Raw genomic sequence first — 21,741 nt, forward strand, 5'->3', positions numbered from 1 at the left:
TCGTCCATGCGCATCCCCACACCTTCCCACCATCAGGCTCCTGAGGAGATTCCCTTGAACGATCTCGTGCTTTGGCTCGACCAGCTACGCATGTCCGACCTAGGCAAAGTCGGCGGCAAGAACGCGTCGCTCGGCGAAATGATCGGCAACCTTGCCAAGCTCGGAGTCTCCGTGCCGGGCGGTTTCGCGACCACCGCCGACGCGTTCCAGCAATACCTGGAAAAGAGCGGTGTCGCCGAGCGCATCCAGGCCCGCCTGGCCGGTCTGGACGTGGACGACGTCGATGCCCTGACCGCCGCCGGCCGCGAAATCCGCGAGTGGGTGACCGAGACGCCGCTGCCGGCCGACCTCGATCAGGCGATCCGCGATGCCTACACCAAGCTCTGCAAGGATGCCGGAGCCGATGACATCGCCGTGGCCGTGCGTTCGTCCGCCACTGCCGAGGACCTGCCCGACGCCAGCTTCGCCGGCCAGCAGGAAACCTTCCTCAACGTGGTCGGCATCGACGACGTGCTGCACAAGGTGAAGGAGGTCTTCGCCTCGCTCTACAACGACCGAGCCATCGCCTACCGCGTCCACCAGGGCTTTGCCCACGCGGACGTGTTCCTGTCCGCCGGCGTACAGCTGATGGTGCGCTCGGACGTGGGCGCCTCGGGCGTACTGTTCACACTCGATACCGAGTCCGGCTTCCGCGACGTGGTGTTCGTCACCGGCTCCTACGGCCTGGGCGAGATGGTCGTGCAGGGCGCGGTCAACCCCGACGAGTTCTACGTCTTCAAGCCCACGCTCAAGGCCGGCAAGCCCGCCGTGCTTCGCCGCAACCTCGGCGCCAAGCAGCTGCGCATGGTCTATTCCAGCACGCCGGGCGAACGGGTCAGGACCGAAGACACGCCGACCGACCTGCGCAACCGTTTCTGCATCGGCGACGAGGACGTCGAGGCACTGGCGAAACAGGCGCTGATCATCGAACAGCACTACGGCCGTCCGATGGACATCGAATGGGCGAAGGACGGAAACACCGGCAAGCTGTACATCGTGCAGGCCCGCCCGGAAACCGTGAAATCGCGTGCCAAGGCCACCCAGCTTGAACGCTTCCACCTGCACGAAAAAGGCGAAGTACTTGCCGAGGGGCGCGCCATCGGCCAGAAGATCGGCGCCGGCAAGGCCCGCGTGATCCGCTCGCTGTCCGACATGAACAAGGTGCAGCCCGGCGACGTACTGGTGGCTGACATGACCGACCCCGACTGGGAACCGGTGATGAAGCGCGCCTCGGCCATCATCACCAACCGCGGCGGCCGCACCTGTCACGCCGCGATCATCGCCCGCGAGCTGGGCGTGCCCGCCGTGGTCGGTACCGGCAATGCGCTGGACAGCATCCCCGATGGCACCGAAGTCACTGTGTCCTGTGCTGAAGGCGACACCGGCACCATCTACGCAGGACTGCTGAAGTTCGAGCGCGTCACCGCCGACCTGGGTGCCATGCCCGAGGCGCCGCTGAAGATCATGATGAACGTGGCCAACCCGGAACGTGCGTTCGACTTCGGCATGCTGCCCAACGCCGGCATTGGCCTGGCCCGCCTGGAAATGATCATCGCCAGCCACATCGGCATCCATCCGAAGGCCCTGCTGGAATACGGCAAGCAGGACGCCGAAACACGCGCGAAGATCGATCAGCGCATCGCCGGCTATGCCGGTCCGGTCGAGTTCTACGTGGAGCGCCTGGCCGAAGGCATCGCCACCATCGCCGCCTCGGTCTACCCGAAACCGGTGATCGTGCGCATGAGCGACTTCAAGTCCAACGAATACGCCAACCTGCTCGGCGGCGCACGCTACGAGCCGCACGAAGAAAACCCGATGATCGGCTTCCGTGGCGCCAGCCGCTACGTCGATCCCAGCTTCGCCGAGGCCTTCGGACTGGAATGCAAGGCGGTGAAAAAGGTGCGAGAGGTGATGGGCCTGGACAACGTCTGGGTGATGATCCCGTTCGTGCGCACCCTGGACGAGGGCCGCAAGGTAGTCGACGTGCTGGCCAGGAACGGGCTGAAACAGGGCGAGCACGATCTCAAGGTGATCATGATGTGCGAGGTGCCTTCCAATGCGCTGCTCGCCGACGAGTTCCTGGAGATCTTCGACGGCTTCTCGATCGGCTCCAACGACCTCACCCAGCTCACTCTGGGCCTGGACCGCGACTCCAGCATCGTGGCCAACCTGTTCGACGAGCGCAACGCGGCGGTGAAGAAGTTGCTGTCCATGGCCATCCAGACCGCTCGCAGCAAGGGCAAGTACGTGGGCATCTGCGGCCAGGGCCCCAGTGACCATCCGGATCTGGCCGAGTGGCTGATGGACCAGGGTATCGAATCGGTCTCGCTCAACCCCGACACGGTTGTCGACACCTGGCTGCGGCTGGCCAGCAAGAAAGCCGCCTGACGGCGGCGCGCCCGAGTCACCCTTCAAGGCGGGCCGCATGGCCCGCCTTTTCTATGCCATGGACGGCATCGTGCAACGCAACTTGCTCCACCGGATGGCAGCCGCTAGCGTCCGTCATACAGCTGTTTGAACGATCCACCGGATCGAGGCTGCGACGAAGCGAGAGAGGATTCCATGGTCGCCAGCGGCGCCGAAACCCGGCAACGCCTGCTTCAGGCTGCCGAACTGCTGTTCATCGAGCGCGGCTACGAGGCGCTTTCCCTGCGGCAGGTTACCGCCCGCGCCGACGCCAACCTGGCTGCGGTGAACTACCACTTCGGCAGCAAGGAAGCGATGCTGCAGGAACTGCTCTCACGCCGGCTGGACCGGCTGAACGAGGAACGGCTGCGTCTGCTGGACATCTGCGAGGCCAGCGGAAAGCCCGCCGATTACGAAACCATTCTGGGCGTCCTGTTCGTGCCTGCCCTGCAGCTCAGCCGCTCGGCTGAAGGCGGCCCCGCCTTCCTGCGCCTGCTGGGACGCGTCTACAGCGACGCTTCGCCGTTCATCCGCGACTATCTGCAAAGCCATTACCGACCGATCTTCGAGCGCTTTTTCGAAGCGTTCGCCCGCGCCCTGCCCGACACCCCGCGCAGCGAACTCGGCCTGCGCCTGCACTTTGCCCTGAAGGCGCTCTCCGGTGTACTGGCCACGGACGACATGGACGACCTGCTCGCCGAACTCAGCATGGGCCAACCGCTGGGCGATGCCGAACTGCTGGCGCGGCTGGTCGCGCTGGTCTCGCCGGCACTCGTCGCCCCGCTGGGCAACCCGCGACAGGTCGAGCTGATCGAACAGCTGATCCGGCAGGAACGCGCCATCGCCACCTGCTAGTCGAACGCCGTTCGCCGAATCGGCTCAGTGCACGCGCACCACGATGGCGGTCACATTGTCCGTTCCGCCACCATCGAGCGCGGCAAGCAGCAGGTGATCCACGCACTCCTGGGTTGCCAGGTCCTGACGAGCCATCGTCGCCGCGATCGCGCCATCCTCGACATCCTCGGTTAAGCCGTCGCTGCAAAGCAGGAAGGCCATGCCCGGCACCAGCTCGCCGCGCGCCATGCCGACATGCAGCTGGTCCGCGGCCGTGATGCCCAGCGCCTGGGTCACTACGTTGCGCTGCGGGTGCCGCCCCGCGCACGCCGGGTCGAGCACGCCCGCCTCGATCAGTTCCTGCACCAGCGAATGGTCATGGCTGATCTGCCGCAATGCGTCCCGCCATACATAGATGCGGCTGTCGCCGACCCAGGCCACCTCGTAATCACTGCCGGTCACCCGCAGGACGGCCACGGTGGTACCCATCGGCAAGCCTTCTGCGCTGTCCTCGCGCGCATGCTCCATCAATTGCGCGCCCGCCATGCGTACGGCCTCCGCCAAACCCTGTCCGCGTGACAACAGCGCGATCACCGTGTCGCGCACAAGGGCGGATGCCACCTCGCCGTGCCGGTGCCCGCCCATCCCGTCGGCCACCAGGAACACCCCCTGCCGGGGATCCGCGTAATAGGTGTCCTCGTTGCGGGTGCGTCGCAGGCCGGCGTGGGTTCCGTGTCCGAATTCGATCATGGGGGCTGCATCTCCAGTACCGGCGCAGCATGCCGCATGCACCGCCAGTTGTCACGGCGCGCACGAGCGCGTATTATCGCCGGCTCGCACGCGCCACCGTGCAAAAGTTTGGAGAGGTGGCAGAGTGGTCGAATGTACCTGACTCGAAATCAGGCGTACGTGCAAGCGTACCGTGGGTTCGAATCCCACCCTCTCCGCCAGACAAGCAAAGCGCCCCTTCGTGGGGCGTTTTGCTTTTCCGGGGACAGCCGGCTCAGGCCGCTGTTTCGCCGCGACGCCAGAGACTTCCCGCTTCACCCGCACTCTTGTCCAGGGCATCCAGCTTGCGCTCATGCGCGGCGACTTCCTCGGCGGTGGCGCGCAGGATGCGCGGTCGCCGATCCAGCACGACCGGATGCTGGACGGCCGCCGTCGCCGATTCGGCGGCTTCGTCGAAACCCAGGTCGAACGCGACCTGGCCCGAGGTCATCGCCAGGTAGACCTCGGCCAGCAGCTGCGCGTCGATCAGGCCGCCGTGCAGGTCGCGCGCCGAGTTGTCCACGCCCAGGCGCCTGCAGAGCGCGTCGAGGCTGTTGCGCTGACCCGGGTAGCGCTCGCGCGCCATGGCCAGGGTATCGAGCACCGGACAGCGGTCCGCAATCCGTCCGTACTGCGAGCCGGCGCGCGCCAGCTCCGCATCGAGAAAGCCGACGTCGAAGCTGGCGTTGTGGATGACCAGCTCGGCACCGTCGATGAAGGCGAGGAACTCGTCCACGACATCCTCGAAATGCGGCTTGTCGAGCAGGAACTCGTCTTCGATGCCGGTGACCTGGCGCGCGCCCTCGTCGATGGCGCGATCCGGGTTCAGGTAGGTCTGGTAATGGCGACCGCTCAGGCGACGCTCGACCATCTCGACACAGGCGATTTCGATCAGGCGATGTCCCTGGCGAACCTCAAGACCGGTGGTCTCGGTATCGAGGATGACCTGCCTCATGCCCGGTCGCGCCTGCCGTCGCGATAGTGTTCGGCCTGTTCGCGTGCAGCCTGGTCCACGCGCTCGTTCTCGACGTGGCCATTGTGGCCACGCACCCATTGCCAACGCACCTCGTGCCGGCCCACCGCTTCGGACAGACGCACCCAAAGATCCTGGTTCTTGACCGGCTTCTTGTCGGCCGTGCGCCAGCCGTTGGCGCGCCACTTCGGCACCCACTGCTCGATGCCCTGCATCACGTAGCGCGAATCGGTCGTCAGCACGACCCGGCAGGGGCGGGTCAACGCCTCCAGCGCACCGATCGCGGCCAGCAACTCCATCCGGTTATTCGTGGTATCCGGCTCGCCGCCGGCCAGCATGCGTTCGGTACCTTTGGCGCGCAGCAGTGCAGCCCAGCCACCCGGCCCCGGATTGCCGAGACAGGCACCATCGGTGAAAGCTTCCACATCACTCACTCGTACATAGCTCCATGATTTCTAGTCGGACGCGCATTCATGCGGCCGGGTTGCGCCGCGCGCTGGATGCCAGCCCGGCATTGGTCGGCGCCGGCACCGGGCGCGGTCGCGGCCGCAGGCGTGTGGGCAAACTCATGGCGCGACGCTTGCGTGCCAGCATCACATATCCCCCACCCATCGCACCGACTACACCGGACGCATCGACTCTGCTGGTCGGCCACGGGCACCCTACCCGCTGGACCCGCTCCACCTGCAGTTCCGCACGACGCAGCCAGCCGCCGATTTTCAACGGCGAATTCAGCCGGCTGCGGGTACCTCGCGTACGCCAGTGCCACCAGGGCAGCCAGCCGCTTATCGGATGCACCCCAGTGAGCGCAAGCAACCCGCCCGGGGCCAGACAACGCACCACCTCAGCCAGCCACTCGGGCGAAGCCGAAGGCACTTCCAGTGCATGCCGCAGCAACACCAGGTCGAAGCTGCCGTCGGCGAACGGCAAAGACGCGTGCATGCTTGCGCGCACATCACCGGCAAGGCTCTGGCCCGCGATCGTCAACTGTGTCCAGCAGCCAAGCAAGGGCAGACTGGGCGGAACATCGGAGGGCCATGCCGAAACCAGCGCGCCACGCGTGCCGGCACAGCGCTGCAGGAACGGTGTCAGCGCGGCCAGTTCCTCAGCCAGAAGCCCACGCATGGGCTCGCTGGCATAGACATCGTGGTCACGCTTTGGCATGTGCCGAACACCCATCGCGGCGCGGGAATCCTCGAAGTGTAGCGGCTGAAGGCGCAAAGACGAACCGGGACACATGACTGAACACCAGGCGATCGCATTAACACCCAGATAACGAGTCGACCCGACACCCCCCGTATAGTCGAAGGCTTCGCCTGCATGTGCGTGCGCGCCACGCGACTCCAGGCCAGCCCTGGGGGAATCCCTGTTTGCACGTTCAACCGATCCCGGCACTGACCGACAACTACATATGGCTGCTTCACGACGGAGAGGGTTCCACCCTCGTCGTCGATCCCGGCGAGGCGGCGCCCGTCGAGGCAGCACTGAAGGCCCAGGGTCTGCGCTTGCGCGCCATCCTGTTGACCCACCACCACCCCGACCATATTGCCGGCGCCGCGGCACTTCGACAGCAGCACCAGGTGCCGGTATACGCCCCCATGGACGAGCGCATCGATGTGGCGACGCATCGTGTGTCGGATGGCAACGATGTCCTGATCGAGAGTCCCGCAGCGCGCTTCCGCACCTTGGCCGTGCCCGGCCACACCACCAGTCATGTCGCTTATGCCGGCGAAGGTCTGCTGTTCTGCGGTGACACGCTGTTCAGCATGGGCTGTGGCCGCCTGTTCGAAGGAACTCCAGGCCAGATGCTGGCTTCGCTCGACCGCCTGACCGGATTGCCCGACGACACACTGGTCTGCTGCGGACACGAATATACGGCCGCCAATGGCCGCTTCGCGATCACCATCGAGCCCGCGAACGCTGCGCTGCGCGCGCGCGTCGAGCAGGTCGCCGCGCTGCGTGCCATGAACCGCCCCACGGTGCCATCGAGCATGGCCACCGAAAAAGCCACCAATCCGTTCCTGCGTATCGACAGCCCTGAAGTCATTGATTGGTGTCAGCAACAGGGCGCGTCCCCAAACGACCGGATCGCCCACTTCGCCGCGCTGCGTGCAGCCAAGGACCAGTTCAAATGACGCGCTACTGGCGGGCTGTCCTGCCGGCTGCACTGGTCGCCTTGATGAGTGCCTGCGCCACGGCACCGCACGTCGGACCATTACCGCTGATTACCCCGCCTAGCACTGCTGTACCGAAGCCGAAGTCGGTGGTCAAGGCGGTGATTCCGTCAGCCATCCAGGCACCGGACATCTGGAGCAAACTGCGCCAGAGCTTTGCCATGGCCGACTGCGATGCTGATGCCGGCATCCTCGCATGGGCTCATCGCTACACGCAGGACCCGCAACACTTCGAAGCCACGCTCCGCGATGCCATGCCCAGACTGGTCTACGTGCAGCAGGTTGCTGCCAGACACGATGTCGCCGGCGAATTCGTTCTGCTGCCCTGGGTCGAAAGCCACTATCAGCCGGTCACCAGCCGGCACTACCAGCATGCAGCCGGCATGTGGCAGATCGTGCCGGCGACAGCGCGCACGATGGGCCTGGAGGTCAGCCGGAGCTACGACGCCCGCTTCAGTGTGCCGGCTGCGACCGATGGCGTGATGACACTGCTCGAACGCTACTACCGGGACCTGCACGACTGGCGTCTGGTCGACTATGCCTACAACGCCGGTGAGTTCGCCGTGCAGCGAGTGCTCAAGCAGCATGGAATGCCACCGGCCGAACCGGTGATTCCAAACCTGCCCGTGCCGCGGATCACCCGCGAGCACCTCACCAAGTTGCTGGCGATTGCCTGTGTCATTCGTGAGCCCGCCCGCTTCCACGTCGACCTGCCGTTGCTGCCGCCCAGCAAGCGGCTAGAAACCGTAACGGTGAAGCACCCGATGCGACTGGAGAAAGTCGCCAAGTACGCCGGCATGCCGTTGCACAAGCTCAAGCACCTGAACTCGGCTTTCCGCGATGGACGGATTACCGCCGCCCATACGCCAACCCGCCTGTTGCTTCCGCGTCAGCATGCAAGGCAATGGCATCGACATGTCGAATTGCAGAACGCCAGGGACGCCGACCTGATCGCTGGCGTCACACCACAACCGCTGCCCCTGCCCTCGCTACCCTCGACCGGTAACGATCCCTCACCCGGGCAACGCGAGCATGCAGCGCCGCTGGCATCCTCCGCACCACCACCGATACGTCGACACACGGTACGTCGCGGTGAAACCTTGTGGGTCATCGCACGCAGGTACGCCGTCAGCGTGCGTCAGATCGAGCACTGGAATCACCTGCGCGGTCACACCATCAAGCCCGGTCAGGTGCTGAAGGTCAGTGCACCGCAATAGCGCGGTTGGTCGTGGCGTCAGATTGCTGCACAGCGACGGCACCACCCCGGACCACATGGCCCTTCTTTTGTGTCTCGATGTCTCGTGTACGGCCGGCGAGGTACAACCGGCGATTCCGCGGTTACATGCGGCTGGCGACGATCTTGATCTTGGTCTTCGCCTTAAGCGCCTTGATGAACGCATCGGTCGCCATGTTGCCGTAGGCGCGCGCCATGCTCATGCGGAGCTGCGCACGGTCGCTGGGGGTGATCTTGGAAAGATCGCCCGGCTGCACCTTGTCCAGCGCAAGCACAGCATAGACGCCGTCGCTGACAGACACGCTCGCGAACTGCGGCTTGCCCGCGGACGGATGCGGCAACAGGAAAGCCTCGGTGCGCACCGGCTGTGGCAGGCTCTGCGCCGAAGGCGACATCGACATGCGCTGCACGTCGTTCGCCGTCTGCACGCTGGCACCAGCCGACTTGGCCACGGCTTGGATGTCGTCGCCCTTGCGCAGGCGTGCCAGCAAGGCATCAGCCTTCTGCTTGGCTGCTGCCACCACACGGTCGTCGAGAATCTTCTTCTGGATGGTGGCACTGACTTCGGACAGCGGGCGTACGGCCTTCGGATTGTGCTGGTCCACACGAACCACCACGGCATCGTCCGGTCCCAGCGTGATCAGGCTGGAGTTGTTGCCCTGCGCCAGCACGTCGTCGGAGAACGCTGCCGCAATGACCTTGGCATTCGCGGCGATACCGCTGCCACCCTTGCGGCTGAACAGCGCGGTCGACTGAAGCGGCAGGTTGAGCGTCTTGGCTGCAGTGTCGAGCGAGCCCGGCGTCTGATAGCTGAGATCGGCCAACTTGCCGGCCACATCGTTGAACTTGCGCGCGCGATCAGCCTTGGCCGCTTCCTGGGCCAGCTGGGCGCGCACTTCGTCGAAGGGCTTGATCTTGGCGTCCTGGATGTCCCGGACGTAGATGATGTGGTAGCCCTCGGGCGACAGCACGGGCTTGGAGATCTGCCCCTTCTTCAGGGCCAGCATCGCGTCCTGGAAAGCAGCGTTGGTCATGCCCTTCTGCAACCAGCCGAGGTTACCGCCCTGGCTCTTTGAACCCAGGTCGTCCGAATCCTTCTTGGCCAGTTCGGCAAAGTTGGCGGGGGTTGCTTCGGCATCGATCTTTTCGGCCTTGGCCAGCGCCGCGCGTTGCTGCGCCGGAGTCGCGTTCTTCGGCACATTGATCAGGATATGCGACACCAGCCGCTGTGCCGGCTGGACGAAGCGGGACTTTTCGTCCTGGTAACGCTTCTTCAATTCAGCCTCGGTCGGCTGCACGTCAAGCTTGACATTGCTGTCGTTCACTTCGACGTACTTCAGCGACACCTGCTCTGGACGCATGAAGTCGCTCTGGTGCGCGGTGTAGTAGGCCTTGATCTGGGCGTCGGTGACCGTGGTGTCGGCCGGCGTCGGACGCGGCAACGTGAAGTACTGCACGTCGCGGCGCTGCAGGCGCAGGTCCAGGTAGCGATCCATGTCGGCGCTGGTCACGACGGCACTGTCGGTGATCGCGTCGGGCAACAGCGACGAGGCCATGCTGTCGGCCATCTGCTGCTGGAACATCTCCGGGGTCATGCCGCGCTCGGCCAGCAGGACCCGGTAGATCTTCGGATCAAACTTGCCGTTCGTCTGGAAGGCCTGGATGTTCGCGATGGCATCGCGCAGCGCGCCATCGGATACCCGCATACCCATGTCGTGATTGGCCTGCAGCAGCAACTGCTGGTCGATCATCGCATCCAGGATTCGGCGCTTGTTATCCGGCTTTTCGAAGGCGGCACCGTCGAAGTGACTACCCTCTTCAGCCATCATCTGCTGCCGGATCTGGTTCATCCGATCCTGGAACTGCTGCTGGGTGATCTCATGTTTGCCGACCTTGGCGACATAGGTCTCGGCAGACGAGCTGAAATAGCCTTCGATACCGAAGAAGGACATGGCAAACACGGCAATGCCCAGCACCACGATGGCTGGCCAGCCCTGCATCTTTTTACCCAATGACTGCAGCATGCATTTTTCCCGCAATCCAACAAACGATGACAGCATCCGGCGCACCGGAAACGATCCGCCTAGCTTAAATGACAAGGGCGCCACGCGGGCGCCCTTGTGAGCTGTGGCGGAGCGGACGGGACTCGAACCCGCGACCTCCGGCGTGACAGGCCAGCATTCTAACCAGCTGAACTACCGCTCCGCACTGTTCTGGTGGGTGCTGTAGGGATCGAACCTACGACCCTCGCCTTGTAAGGGCGACGCTCTACCGCTGAGCTAAGCACCCGAAACCAAGCAGAAGAGCCGCTTAGTTTAGGGCGTCCTTGAGCGTCTTACCAGCCTTGAAAGCCGGAACCTTCGAAGCCTTGATCTTGATCGTCTCGTTGGTGCGCGGATTGCGACCGGTGCGCGCGGCACGCTTGCGCACAGTGAAGGTGCCGAAGCCGACCACCGAGACGTCGTCACCCTTCTTCAGGGCCTTCTGGACGGTCTCGAAGAAAGCCTCAAGCGCACGGCCCGCGTCGGCCTTGGTGAGCTCGGCCTTGTCGGCAATGGCATTGATCAGATCGGTTTTATTCATTGAGTTACTCCCTTAAGCGTAAGCGTATATGCGGCCCGCGTGGTCAGTCTGGGACGAGACGACGCCGCCATTGAAAGGTTGGCTCCCTTGAGGCGCCGCCCCGCGACCCCGCATCGCGAAACTCCCGAAAAGGGGAGCGTGTCGGTTGCGGTGCCCCTTTATACCAGTGCCCCTCAGGCTCCGCAATACAAGCAATACCAACGGTTTCGGCGGTTCAGGCGACATCCGGAAAGCACTTGCAAAGGGCTGCACAAATGCGTACTGCGTCGCTGCAAAACGGGCACCGTGAAAGCTCGTTCGAAGGCTCCGCCCGACTCACTGGTCGGGCGGAGGCATCTATCGATGACCTCAGTGCGTACGCGCCTGGGCCTCGGCACTTTCGTCCGGCGACGCATCCGTCTTTGCCTGTGTATCCAGCGACTTGGCCGGCAATGGCTGCAACGGGCGCTCCAGCGCGATGTCCAGCACTTCGTCAATCCAGCGTACCGGATGAATGTCCAGCGAGCCGGTGATGTTGTCCGGGATATCGGCCAGATCCTTGCGGTTCTCGTCGGGAATGATCACCGTGGTGATGCCGCCTCGATGCGCCGCCAGCAGCTTTTCCTTGAGACCGCCGATCGGCAGCACGCGACCGCGCAGGGTGATCTCGCCCGTCATCGCCACTTCGGAACGTACCGGCACCTTGGTCAGCGCCGACACCAATGCCGTGCACATGGCGATGCCTGCACTGGGGCCGTCCTTCGGCGTCGCGCCCTCGGGCACATGGATATGGATGTCCAGCTTCTCGTGGAAGTCCGGCTCGATACCCAGCGCCGCGGCACGCGAACGCACCACCGAAAGCGCTGCCTGGATCGACTCCTTCATCACGTCACCGAGCTGTCCGGTATTCACCAAGCGCCCCTTGCCGCCGACCACCGACGCCTCGATGCTGAGCAGGTCGCCGCCGACTTGCGTCCACGCCAGACCCGTCACCAGACCGACTTCGTTCTGCTGCTCCTTGCGCCCGAAATCGAAGCGTCGCACGCCCAGGTAGCGATCAAGCGACTCGGCATCGACATGCACGGCACTGGGTGCACGCGTCGCCTTCGATTTGGCCTTGGTCGACTTGACCGCCTTGGCGGATTTCGACGCTGCCTTTTTGGCCGCCACGGGCGCCTTGCCTGGTGCAGGCTCGCCCAGCGTCAGTTGCTTGACCACCTTGCGGCAGATCTTGGAAATCTCGCGCTCAAGATTGCGTACACCGGACTCGCGCGTGTAGTAACGCACGATGTCGCGGATGGCATCTTCGCCAACACTGAGTTCTTCGGACTTGAGGCCATTGGCCTTCAGCTGCTTCGGCAACAGATACTTCTGCGCAATGGCCAGCTTCTCGTCCTCGGTATAACCGGGGATGCGGATGACCTCCATACGATCCAGCAGCGGACCCGGAATGTTGAGCGAGTTGGCGGTGGCGATCCACATCACTTCCGAAAGGTCCAGATCCACTTCGAGATAGTGATCATTGAACGCGTGGTTCTGCTCCGGATCGAGCACCTCGAGCAGGGCCGAGGACGGATCGCCACGGAAGTCCATCGACATCTTGTCGATCTCGTCGAGCACGAACAGCGGATTGCGGCTGCCGACCTTGTTGAGGTTCTGCACGATGCGACCAGGCATCGAACCAATGTAGGTCCGGCGATGACCACGGATCTCAGCTTCGTCGCGCACGCCGCCCAGCGACATGCGGATGAACTTGCGGTTGGTCGCCTTGGCGATCGACTGACCAAGCGAGGTCTTGCCCACACCCGGCGGTCCGACCAGGCACAGGATCGGTCCCTTCATGGTGTTGACGCGCTGCTGCACGGCCAGGTATTCGAGAATGCGTTCCTTGACCTTTTCCAGGCCGAAGTGGTCGGCATCGAGCACCTGCTGCGCCAGGGCCAGGTCCTTGCGCACCTTGGAGCGCTTCTTCCACGGCACGCCCACCAGCCAGTCGAGGTAGTTGCGCACCACCGTGGCCTCGGCCGACATCGGCGACATCTGCTTGAGCTTGCCGAACTCCTGTCGCGCCTTGGCCAGCACCGGCTTCGGCATGCCGGCCGACTCGATCTTCTTCTGCAGGTCTTCGATCTCGTTGGGTCCCTCCTCGCCCTCGCCCAGTTCCTTCTGGATCGCTTTCATCTGTTCATTGAGGTAGTACTCGCGCTGGCTTTTCTCCATCTGCGACTTCACGCGACCGCGGATGCGCTTTTCCACCTGCTGCAGGTCCATCTCGCCATCGACCAGCCCGATCAGCAGCTCCAGCCGTTCACCGACATCAGCGGTTTCCAGCACCCTCTGCTTGTCCGCCATGCGCACGGACAGGTGGGCAGCGATCGAATCGGCCACGCGCGAAGGATCGTCGATGCCCGAGAGGGTGGTCAGCACTTCGGGCGGCAGCTTGCGGCTCTGCTTGACCAACTGCTCGAACAGCGAAATCAGCGTGCGCGACACCACATCCAGCTCGCGCTCCTTCGAACTGTAGACCGACTCGATGATGCGCGAGCGCGCACTGAGCATGCCGCCTTCGCTGTGGTAATCGTCGATCTCGACGCGGGCCTGGCCCTCGACCAGCACCTTGACCGTGCCGTCGGGTAGCTTGAGCAGCTGCAGCACATTGGCCAGCGTGCCAATCCCATGCAGGTCCGTGGCATCCGGATCATCGATGTCCGGGCTCTTCTGGGCGACGAGCAGTATCTGCCGTTCGCTCTCCATCGCGTGCTCGAGCGCACGCATGGACTTGTCGCGCCCCACGAACAATGGGATGACCATGTGCGGATAGACGACCACGTCCCGCAGCGGAAGCACCGGCAGGGCATCCAGCAGCGGAGAAGCGGTAGCGGGGGTTGCGGCGTGTTTTGCCATCGAAAGGATACTCGCGATGTTGGTCGGACTCGCCCCGACACTGCGCCGGGGGCATGCCTACGTCAAGTGGAGGCAGATCGCGCCCACCACAAGTGCTTATCAGGGCACTGAAACGCAGCGGCCCCGGCGCAGAACGCCAGGGCCGCCGGGGTCGACGAAGCGATGGATCAGGCAGCCGCGTCGCTGCCACCGTCACCGATACGCTGCTGTTGCAGGTTGCCGCGATAGATGAGGTAGGGCTCGGCCTGTCCCTCGATGACCGCGTCGTCCACCACGACCTTGCTGACGTGCTCCAGCGAAGGCAGTTCGTACATGGTGTCCAGCAACACCTGCTCGAGAATGGTGCGCAGGCCGCGAGCGCCGGTCTTGCGCTTGAGGGCCTTGCGGGCAATCGCCTGCAGCGCTTCCGGACGGAACTCCAGTTCGGCGCCTTCCATTTCGAACAGCTTCTTGAACTGCTTGGTGACCGCGTTCTTCGGCTCGGTCAGGATCTTCACCAGCGCCGCCTCGTCCAGCTCGTCCAGCGTGGCGACCACCGGCAGGCGGCCGACGAACTCCGGAATGAGGCCGAACTTCACCAGATCGGACGGCTCGACCTCGGACAGCAGCTTGCCGAGATTCTCGGTGCGCTCCTTCGAGCGGACCTCGGCACCGAACCCGATGCCAGTGGTCTCCGAACGCTGCTGGATGACTTTCTCCAGCCCGGCGAACGCACCACCGCAGATGAACAGGATGTTCTTGGTGTCGACCTGCAGGAATTCCTGCTGCGGATGCTTGCGCCCACCCTGCGGCGGCACCGAGGCCAGGGTGCCCTCGATCAGCTTCAGCAGCGCCTGCTGCACGCCTTCGCCCGACACGTCACGGGTGATCGACGGGTTCTCGCTCTTGCGCGAGATCTTGTCGATTTCGTCGATGTAGACGATACCGGACTGCGCCTTGTCGACGTCGTAGTCGCACTTCTGCAGCAGCTTCTGGATGATGTTTTCCACGTCCTCGCCAACATAGCCCGCTTCGGTCAGCGTAGTGGCATCGGCAATCGTGAAAGGCACGTTCAGCAGCCGCGCCAGCGTCTCGGCCAGCAGCGTTTTGCCCGAGCCGGTCGGCCCGATCAGCAGAATGTTCGACTTGGCCAGCTCGACCTCGTCGCTCTTCTGTCGCGACTCCATGCGCTTGTAGTGGTTGTACACCGCCACCGACAACGCCTTCTTGGCGCGCGTCTGCCCGACCACATACTGGTCGAGGGTCTCCATGATTTCCTTCGGCTTCGGCAGCTGGGTACGGCCGGAGGCAGCTTTTTCCTCAAGCTCTTCACGGATGATGTCGTTGCACAGCTCGACACACTCGTCGCAGATGAACACGGACGGACCCGCGATCAGCTTGCGAACCTCGTGTTGGCTCTTGCCGCAGAAGGAGCAGTAGAGAATCTTGCCGCTGTCGTTGGAACGGCCCTGCCGCTCGTCGCTCATGCTGTAATCCTGCTGTCAATCAGTTGCGTCGCGAGAATAGCACAGGGCTCCGCGTCTGCATCCAGACGCGGAGCCCCTCGCGAACAGGGTGGATGAAACCCGCGGATCAGGCCGATTTCACCGTGTCGACGGCGCGCTTGTCGAGCACCTGGTCGATCAGCCCGTAGGCCTTGGCGTCCTCGGCGCTCAGGAAGCGATCGCGCTCCATGTCCCGGGCGATTTCCTCGACCGGCTTGCCCGTATGGTGGGCGTACAGGCCATTCAGACGCTCGCGCAGGTACAGGATCTCCTTCGCCTGGATCTCGATATCCGTGGCCTGACCCTGTGCACCGCCGGACGGCTGGTGAATCATCACGCGGGAGTTGGGCAGCGCGAAGCGCTTGCCGGCCGCGCCGGCCATCAGCAGCAGCGAACCCGCACTGCAGGCCTGGCCGATGCACATGGTGCTGACATCCGGCTTGATGAACTGCATGGTGTCGTAGATCGCCAGACCGGCCGTCACGGCACCGCCTGGGCTGTTGATATAGAAGTGGATGTCCTTGTCCGGGTTTTCCGATTCAAGGAACAGCATCTGGGCCACGATCAGGTTGGCCACATTGTCGTCGATCGGGCCGACCAGAAAGATCACCCGCTCCTTGAGAAGGCGCGAGTAGATGTCGAACGAACGCTCGCCTCGAGCGGTCTGCTCGACGACGATGGGAACCAGGTTGAGGTTCTGGATCTGATCCATTGCCACGGAAGATGCCTCCTAGAGCCAATGTTGTAGTTCCGGGCCTTCGGACCGGAACGCCCTGCGCGACATCCGCCGCACAGGGCATTGTCGATCAGGCGCCAGCCGGACGCATCACCTCGTCGAAGCTCAGGTCGAGCACAGTGGTCTTGGCGTGATCCGCCACCCACTCGGCCACCTGGTCCTCGATCACCCGGCTCTGCAGTCCGGACATGAGTTGGGGGTCGCCGTTGTAGAGTTCAACGACCTTTTCCGGCTCTTCATAGGTGGAGGCGATCGCAGCAAGCTGCTCGGCCACGCGCGTGCGATCCAGCTTGAGGTCGTTCTTGCGGGCAAGCTCGCCCATCAGCAGGCCGGCGATGACCCGCTTGCGGGCCATCGGCGTGGCGGCCTCGATCAACTGCGGCGGAGGCTGCTGCCCCTGCGGCACACTGCCCGCGGCGAGGCTGTTGGCCTCGGACTGGACCATCATGTTCGGCACGTCCAGCGTATCGTGGGCGTTGGCCAGCTTCTCGGCCACTTCCGACTTCAGACGGGCCAGCAGCGCCCCCTTCAGCTCGCGCTCCAGGTTCGCACGGACCTCCTTGCGGAAGTGCTCCAGGTCGCCATCGGCGATGCCGAACAGCTTGACGAACTCGGCGTCGACCTCCGGCAGCTTCGGCTCCTGCACCTTGATGATCTTGAAGGAGACCTGAGCGGTCTTGCCAGCAAGGTTCTCGTTGCGGAAGTCTTCCGGGAAAGCGACTTCGGCTTCGTATGCGTCACCGGCGGCACGACCGGTCAGCGCCTCGTCGAGCGCCTTGAACAGCGTGCCCGAACCCAGCACGCTGCCGGCACGTTCCAGGCCTTCGGCCGGGAAACGGTAGTCGCCGGCCACGGCGCTGTATTCGAACATCACGAAATCACCCGCGACCGAGCCACGCTCGACCGGATCGAAACTGCGACGCTGGGTACGCAGCGTCTCGATCATCTTGTCGATGTCGGCGTCGCTCACCTCGGCCTTCGGGCGCTGGATTTCAAGGCCGGAAACGTCGATCTCGGGGAACTCCGGCATCACCTCGAAGGTAGCGGTGTAGGCGATCTCGCCGTTCTCCGGCTTGCCCGTGGTGTCGATCGAGGGATTCGCCACCGGCTGCAGCTTTTCCTGCGCGAACGCTTCGCGCAACGTGCTGCCGATCAGGTCGGACAACACTTCACTGCGCACCTGGTCACCGAAGCGCTGACGGATCACCGCCACCGGCACCTTGCCCGGACGGAAACCCTTCAGGCGCACGGTACGCCCCATTTCCGCGATGCGCTCGTTCACCTGCGTATCGAACCGCTCCGCCGGGAACTTCACCGTGAGCTTGCGCTCAAGCTTGCCGACGCTCTCAACCGAAACCTGCATGACGTCTCCTGGAATGACCTGTAGTGGCCCTGTCACGGTGCCGCGGCGGCCACGCCGCCCGTAAAACCAAACTTCAAAATCAAGGGATTGGTGCGAAAGGCGGGACTCGAACCCGCACGGGGGTTACCCGCTGGAACCTAAACCATCCCGACCAAACAGCGAATCATAGACTTGGTTATAGAGGTACCGCAACAGGCATAGTCGGGCGGTACCTCGCCCACTTTTCAGGTGCCGCCAAGGTACCACGGTGAGTAAAAGTCGGAGCCTAGGGGGAACGAAGTTCTCCCTCTGAAGATTTCCTAATGACCTCTTAGGTCACCCTCAGAACACCTAACGCCCCCACGCCTCGGCCTCCTCACGGAGCCGGGGCTTTTTCATATGGAGACATCAGAATGACCAAGACCCTCACCTACGCCAATGCCGACTCCAGAACCGTCGCCGCCGTCATCCACTCCACCCCCATCCGTCAGGATGCCGAGGGTCGTTACTGTCTGAATGACCTCCACCAGGCGGCCGGCGGGGAGAACCGACACCAACCTGCCTTCTTCTTCAAGAGGCCGGAAATCGTGGAGCTGATGGCCGAGATCAATTCTTCCCCACAGAAGATTAAGCCCGTCGAGACCTCCAGGGGGCGTTACGGCGGTACCTACGTGGTGGACGACCTGGCCCTGACCTACGCCATGTGGGTACGCCCCGCGTTCCATCCAGCCTGCTGCACGCCCGCACCGAGATTGAACGCTGGCGGCGGGAATACAACGAGGAGCGACCGAAGAAGGCGTTGGGCGGGCTGACACCGGCCGCCTACGCGAAGCAGTTAAAGTAATTCCGGACTCTAAACCGACCCGCTACTCAAAGCGGGGGGACGTCGTCACCTGCCCATCGCCCTCGACGGCTCCTGCAATGGCCTTCAGAACTTCTCGGCCACGCTGCGGGACTCCGTGGGCGGCTCGGTACGCTGAAGCTGCTGGACCTGGGTCTGGAAGACAGCTACGACGCTCGCCGTCAGGGCACCCTGATGCTCAGCAAGTTCGCACTGGGCCACGGTACGCTCCGTGTGGCTTCGGCCATCGAGATCGCCGCCTCGGCGTAACCACCCTAGCCGGGGAGACCTAACCAGTCTCCCCGGCTTTTTTCTACGGAAACTCTGATTTTGCTCGTCATCCCAGCGCACGCCGGGATGCAGCGCCCGCGGACCATTGAGCATAAAGTCATTGGATGGTCAGCTTCGCTGTTGTGAAGCCCTTCCTGCTTGCCCAGCCCTGCGGCTGTCGAAAAGCTCCTCGCAGAGACGAGCAACAAGCCGATTGATCAGACCTTCCCTAAAGCTGGCGCTCTATGGATTGCCGGCTTTCCGGGAACTGCGTGAATTCTTTAATTCCAGGTCGGATACCAAGTTGCACCAGCAAGCGCCCACTCGTCCTCGTACGGCGCCGGTGTTCCGCAGCTTGGCGAGGCACCCCATGGGTATGTGGTGCTGCCAGAACACCATTCCGCCTGCGTGAGTCCATCCGGTGCAACAAAACTAATTATTGAATACGTGTTGTCAACCATAGGCGTGCAATCGACATAGTAATCTGTACTTACTTGAGTGCAACTTGTCGGTTCCTTGCAACCATAAGTTTCTGCTACATGGTAAGGATTTGTTGAACTGACGTTTCCTGCATGTTCAGCAAAGCCATTACAGTACCGAATTTGTTGACCTATGACTTGGCCGCTTGAATTGAAATATCTGACGGAAAGGGCTGATGCGGGCAAGGCCATACTCGTTAGTGGGATCATTAAAATGGCGATAATGGCGAGGATTGCCAGAGGTCTAAATTTCATGTCCCAACTCCTAATTCCGTTTAGCCGCCCGATTGACGGCCTCCCGACTCTACGGTCATGAACAGACCGAAAGAGTGATCCAAAACACATCGCAGTGTAGGTAAAGTACTACACAAAGTCCCTCTAGCCCGTCCACTAGGGCTTATGCTGTCGACTCCCCGTAAATCAGTGCCAAGCTAAATTAGAGGTTGCCGGGTCGTTCTGAAGTCGGAATTCGACGGGCGTGAGCCCGTCGAGGCTGTCGTGGGGAATCTCGTTGTTGTAGTCGGCCAGCCACCGTTCCGCGTGCTCACGTACTTCGGTGAGCGTGCGGAAGATGTACATGTCGAGCACGCCACGGCGGAAGCTGCCGTTGAAACGCTCGATGAAGCCGTTTTGCATGGGCCTGCCGGGCTCGATGAAGTCCAGAGTGATGCCTTTGCGCTCGGCCCATTCGGCCAGCGCCAGTGCGATGAATTCCGGCCCGTTGTCCAGGCGAAGCTTGGCCGGATAGCCGCGCCAGGCCGCAATCCGCTCCAGCGTGCGGATGACACGCGTGGCGGGCAGGTTGAGGTCGACCTCGATGGCCAGTGCTTCGCGACTGAAGTCGTCAATCACGTTGAACGTCCGGAAGCGCCGCCCATCCCACAGGGCGTCGGACATGAAGTCGATCGACCAACTAGCGTTGATCTGCTCGCCAGCCGCCAAGGGCATCGGATGCCGGTTCGGTACACGCTTCTTGCCGCGTCGGCGGCGATTGAGTTGCATCCGGCAATACACGCGCCACACCCTCTTGTGGTTCCACACCAGACCGCGGCGTCGAATCAGCTGAAACAGCTTGCCGAAGCCACGCTCTGGAAACCGTTCCGCCAGTTCAGCGAGCAGCGCAATCACTTCCTCGTCCCGATCCGGTCGGCGGCGGTAACGCGCCGTTGATCGCGACAAGCCCATCGCCGAACAAGCCCGGCGCTCGCTCCAGCCGTAGTGATTCATCAACCACGTCAGCAGCGGGCGCTTGTGCGCCGGGTCTACAACTTTTTTGCAATCAGATCCTTCAGCGCGTGGTTCTCCATCGCCAGCTCGGCATACATCCGCTTGAGCTTGGCGTGCTCCGCCTCGACGTCGCGCAGCCGCTGTATGTCGGACGCTTCCATCCCGCCATACTTGGACTTCCACACGTAGTACGTGGCGTCCGATATGCCCAACTCGCGGCACACATCTTTGACCTGCCGACCGCCTTCGACCTGCTTCAGCGTCGCGACGATCTGACTTTCGGTGAACTTGCTCTTGCGCATCTTCGGTCTCCTTGGGGCTAGTTTGCCCGGAGACCTCCAGTTATGCCTGGATCAAGATTACGGGGAGTCGACAGACCCTCGCAAGACGCCATAGCCTCTCGTGCTGACCGGCAACTATGGCGGCATCGAAGTCAGAGCCATTCTTAAATCTCAGCCTGTCTGTCTGCAACGTGGCGTTCCATATCCTGGACAGAGGAACCAACTCGCCAGCTTGCGAAGCAATGTCAATTATCAAATCCGATAATTCTTCAAGATAAGCAGTCATGCAGATCACCCAATATAGTGATATTTAATAAAAGCAATCATCAACAAAATAATTGCAATCACCTCTCATTTTTGGGAGGCAATACAGCATAGCCATATGACCCGAAACCCGAAACATATAAAATGAAAGAGGAGTAAATGGACCTCACACCGACCACCGAGCTGGAGGCCGTCAACGAGCTGCTGAAGGCAGTCGGCGAGACGCCCATCAACTCCCTCGACAACCTCGTCGTATCGTCGACGTCCCCCCGGTTTTGAGTAGCATGGCCGTTTGGAGTCCAATCCCCCAACCGAAGGAGATTGGACGTGAAAAAGCGCTTTTCCGAAGAACAGATCATCGGCTTCCTGCGCGAGGCGGATGCCGGCCTGCCGATCAAGGAGCTGTGCCGCAAGCACGGCTTCAGCGAGGCCTCCTACTACCTGTGGCGCAGCAAGTTCGGCGGCATGAGCGTGCCGGACGCCAAACGCCTGAAGGAGCTGGAGACGGAGAACACGCGGCTGAAGAAGCTGCTGGCTGAGCAGATGCTTGAGAACGAGGTGATCAAGGACGTCCTGCGAAAAAAACCGTAGGCGCACCGGCCCGACGCGCGTTGGTGCGCCAGATGATCGACAAGGGGCTGAGCGAGCGGTGCGCGTTGCGCGTGGTGGGCATGAGCGCCAGCGCGTACCGCTATCAGGCGCAGCCGGACCGCAACGTGGTGCTGCGACGGCGGATCGTGGAGCTGGCGCAGCGGCACACGCGCTACGGCGTGGGGATGATCCACCTGAAGCTTCGGCAGGAGGGCGGCGAGCCGGTGAACTACAAGCGTGTGGAGCGGTTGTCTGTCCGAATCAAGAATCTTCAGTACGTCGCCGTGATCTACAAGACGCCCACTACAGTCCCCCAGGACGTCTACCGTACC

At 62.8% G+C, this 21,741-nt stretch carries 18 protein-coding genes, 3 tRNA genes and 3 pseudogenes; 10 read left to right on the forward strand and 14 right to left on the reverse strand.

Annotated elements, in window-relative coordinates:
* Positions 1–54 precede the first annotated feature (54 nt).
* Together ppsA and RA164_RS09090 are read left to right on the forward strand one after the other, a co-directional pair.
* Positions 55–2,427, forward strand: coding sequence for a phosphoenolpyruvate synthase (ppsA, locus tag RA164_RS09085; RefSeq protein WP_329740545.1), 2,373 nt, complete (start codon positions 55–57; stop codon positions 2,425–2,427).
* A gap of 174 nt (positions 2,428–2,601) precedes the next feature.
* Positions 2,602–3,300 (forward strand): TetR/AcrR family transcriptional regulator, encoded by a 699-nt coding sequence (locus RA164_RS09090; protein WP_329740546.1) that lies wholly within the window; start codon positions 2,602–2,604, stop codon positions 3,298–3,300.
* A 24-nt stretch (positions 3,301–3,324) separates the two neighbouring features.
* On the opposite strand, the gene RA164_RS09095 is transcribed toward RA164_RS09090, so the two are convergent.
* Entirely contained in the window at positions 3,325–4,029 is a 705-nt protein-coding gene (locus RA164_RS09095; RefSeq protein WP_329740547.1) for a PP2C family protein-serine/threonine phosphatase, read from the reverse strand.
* 110 nt (positions 4,030–4,139) lie between these two features.
* Between RA164_RS09095 and RA164_RS09100 the strand changes: the two genes are divergently transcribed.
* Positions 4,140–4,229: transfer RNA gene (locus RA164_RS09100), tRNA-Ser, on the forward strand.
* A gap of 53 nt (positions 4,230–4,282) precedes the next feature.
* Here the strand turns inward: RA164_RS09100 and dnaQ are convergent.
* Genes dnaQ through RA164_RS09115 form a run of 3 tightly spaced genes read right to left on the reverse strand, consistent with a single transcriptional unit; the run spans position 4,283 to position 6,184 of the window.
* Positions 4,283–5,002 carry a DNA polymerase III subunit epsilon gene (gene dnaQ / locus RA164_RS09105; RefSeq protein WP_329740548.1) on the reverse strand — a complete coding sequence of 240 codons (720 nt, stop codon included), beginning with the start codon at positions 5,000–5,002 and terminating at the stop codon, positions 4,283–4,285.
* Positions 4,999–5,454, reverse strand: a complete 456-nt coding sequence (gene rnhA, locus RA164_RS09110) for a ribonuclease HI (protein WP_329740549.1) — start codon at positions 5,452–5,454, stop codon at positions 4,999–5,001. The genes dnaQ and rnhA overlap by 4 nt, the downstream gene beginning before the upstream one ends.
* Before the next feature lie 37 nt (positions 5,455–5,491).
* Positions 5,492–6,184 (reverse strand): class I SAM-dependent methyltransferase, encoded by a 693-nt coding sequence (locus tag RA164_RS09115; RefSeq protein ID WP_329740550.1) that lies wholly within the window; start codon positions 6,182–6,184, stop codon positions 5,492–5,494.
* 206 nt (positions 6,185–6,390) lie between these two features.
* On the opposite strand from RA164_RS09115, the gene gloB reads away from it, so the two are divergent.
* Together gloB and RA164_RS09125 are read left to right on the forward strand one after the other, a co-directional pair.
* A complete protein-coding gene (gene gloB / locus RA164_RS09120) occupies positions 6,391–7,155 on the forward strand; it encodes a hydroxyacylglutathione hydrolase (RefSeq protein ID WP_329743522.1) in 765 nt (254 codons plus the stop codon).
* Positions 7,152–8,411: a LysM peptidoglycan-binding domain-containing protein gene (locus tag RA164_RS09125; protein ID WP_329740551.1), complete on the forward strand. Its 1,260-nt coding sequence runs from the start codon at positions 7,152–7,154 to the stop codon at positions 8,409–8,411. Before gloB ends, RA164_RS09125 begins: the two co-directional genes overlap by 4 nt.
* A gap of 121 nt (positions 8,412–8,532) precedes the next feature.
* On the opposite strand, the gene RA164_RS09130 is transcribed toward RA164_RS09125, so the two are convergent.
* The 8 genes from RA164_RS09130 to tig all read right to left on the reverse strand — a co-directional run bounded on the left by RA164_RS09130 (position 8,533) and on the right by tig (position 17,477).
* On the reverse strand, positions 8,533–10,452 hold the full coding sequence (locus tag RA164_RS09130; RefSeq protein WP_329740552.1) for a SurA N-terminal domain-containing protein: 1,920 nt from the start codon (positions 10,450–10,452) through the stop codon (positions 8,533–8,535).
* A 104-nt stretch (positions 10,453–10,556) separates the two neighbouring features.
* A tRNA-Asp gene (locus RA164_RS09135) sits at positions 10,557–10,633 on the reverse strand.
* Between the two features lie 9 nt (positions 10,634–10,642).
* Positions 10,643–10,717, reverse strand: a tRNA-Val gene (locus RA164_RS09140).
* Positions 10,718–10,738: 21 nt separating this feature from the next.
* Positions 10,739–11,011: an HU family DNA-binding protein gene (locus RA164_RS09145; RefSeq protein WP_017461157.1), complete on the reverse strand. Its 273-nt coding sequence runs from the start codon at positions 11,009–11,011 to the stop codon at positions 10,739–10,741.
* Between the two features lie 348 nt (positions 11,012–11,359).
* Positions 11,360–13,894, reverse strand: a complete 2,535-nt coding sequence (gene lon, locus RA164_RS09150) for an endopeptidase La (protein WP_329740553.1) — start codon at positions 13,892–13,894, stop codon at positions 11,360–11,362.
* Positions 13,895–14,061: 167 nt separating this feature from the next.
* Positions 14,062–15,360, reverse strand: coding sequence for an ATP-dependent Clp protease ATP-binding subunit ClpX (gene clpX, locus RA164_RS09155; protein ID WP_329740554.1), 1,299 nt, complete (start codon positions 15,358–15,360; stop codon positions 14,062–14,064).
* A 106-nt stretch (positions 15,361–15,466) separates the two neighbouring features.
* Entirely contained in the window at positions 15,467–16,090 is a 624-nt protein-coding gene (clpP, locus tag RA164_RS09160) for an ATP-dependent Clp endopeptidase proteolytic subunit ClpP (protein ID WP_329743523.1), read from the reverse strand.
* 94 nt (positions 16,091–16,184) lie between these two features.
* Entirely contained in the window at positions 16,185–17,477 is a 1,293-nt protein-coding gene (gene tig, locus RA164_RS09165) for a trigger factor (protein ID WP_329740555.1), read from the reverse strand.
* Between the two features lie 392 nt (positions 17,478–17,869).
* Here tig and RA164_RS09170 point away from each other — a divergent pair.
* The 4 genes and pseudogenes from RA164_RS09170 to RA164_RS16605 form a co-directional block, all read left to right on the forward strand.
* A pseudogene (locus RA164_RS09170) lies at positions 17,870–18,133 on the forward strand (KilA-N domain-containing protein); the annotation flags it as partial.
* 50 nt (positions 18,134–18,183) lie between these two features.
* Positions 18,184–18,300, forward strand: a pseudogene (locus RA164_RS09175) (integrase core domain-containing protein); the annotation flags it as partial.
* Positions 18,301–18,355: 55 nt separating this feature from the next.
* Positions 18,356–18,436, forward strand: coding sequence for a DNA-directed RNA polymerase (locus tag RA164_RS16600; RefSeq protein ID WP_412731098.1), 81 nt, complete (start codon positions 18,356–18,358; stop codon positions 18,434–18,436).
* 17 nt (positions 18,437–18,453) lie between these two features.
* Positions 18,454–18,567: a hypothetical protein gene (locus RA164_RS16605; RefSeq protein ID WP_412731099.1), complete on the forward strand. Its 114-nt coding sequence runs from the start codon at positions 18,454–18,456 to the stop codon at positions 18,565–18,567.
* A 281-nt stretch (positions 18,568–18,848) separates the two neighbouring features.
* On the opposite strand, the gene RA164_RS09180 is transcribed toward RA164_RS16605, so the two are convergent.
* Both RA164_RS09180 and RA164_RS09185 read right to left on the reverse strand, forming a co-directional pair.
* Positions 18,849–19,301: a hypothetical protein gene (locus RA164_RS09180; RefSeq protein ID WP_329740556.1), complete on the reverse strand. Its 453-nt coding sequence runs from the start codon at positions 19,299–19,301 to the stop codon at positions 18,849–18,851.
* 165 nt (positions 19,302–19,466) lie between these two features.
* Positions 19,467–20,575, reverse strand: a protein-coding gene (locus RA164_RS09185) for an IS3 family transposase (protein WP_329740557.1) whose coding sequence is annotated in 2 segments (ribosomal slippage) — positions 19,467–20,314 and positions 20,314–20,575 — 1,110 coding nt in all. Because the reading frame shifts where the segments join, the coding sequence is not laid out codon by codon here.
* Between the two features lie 570 nt (positions 20,576–21,145).
* Here RA164_RS09185 and RA164_RS09190 point away from each other — a divergent pair.
* Positions 21,146–21,660, forward strand: a pseudogene (locus RA164_RS09190) (transposase); the annotation flags it as partial.
* Positions 21,661–21,741 lie beyond the last annotated feature (81 nt).

Source organism: Dyella sp. A6 (assembly GCF_036320485.1).
Taxonomy (GTDB): Bacteria; Pseudomonadota; Gammaproteobacteria; order Xanthomonadales; family Rhodanobacteraceae; genus Rhodanobacter_A; species Rhodanobacter_A aluminiiresistens.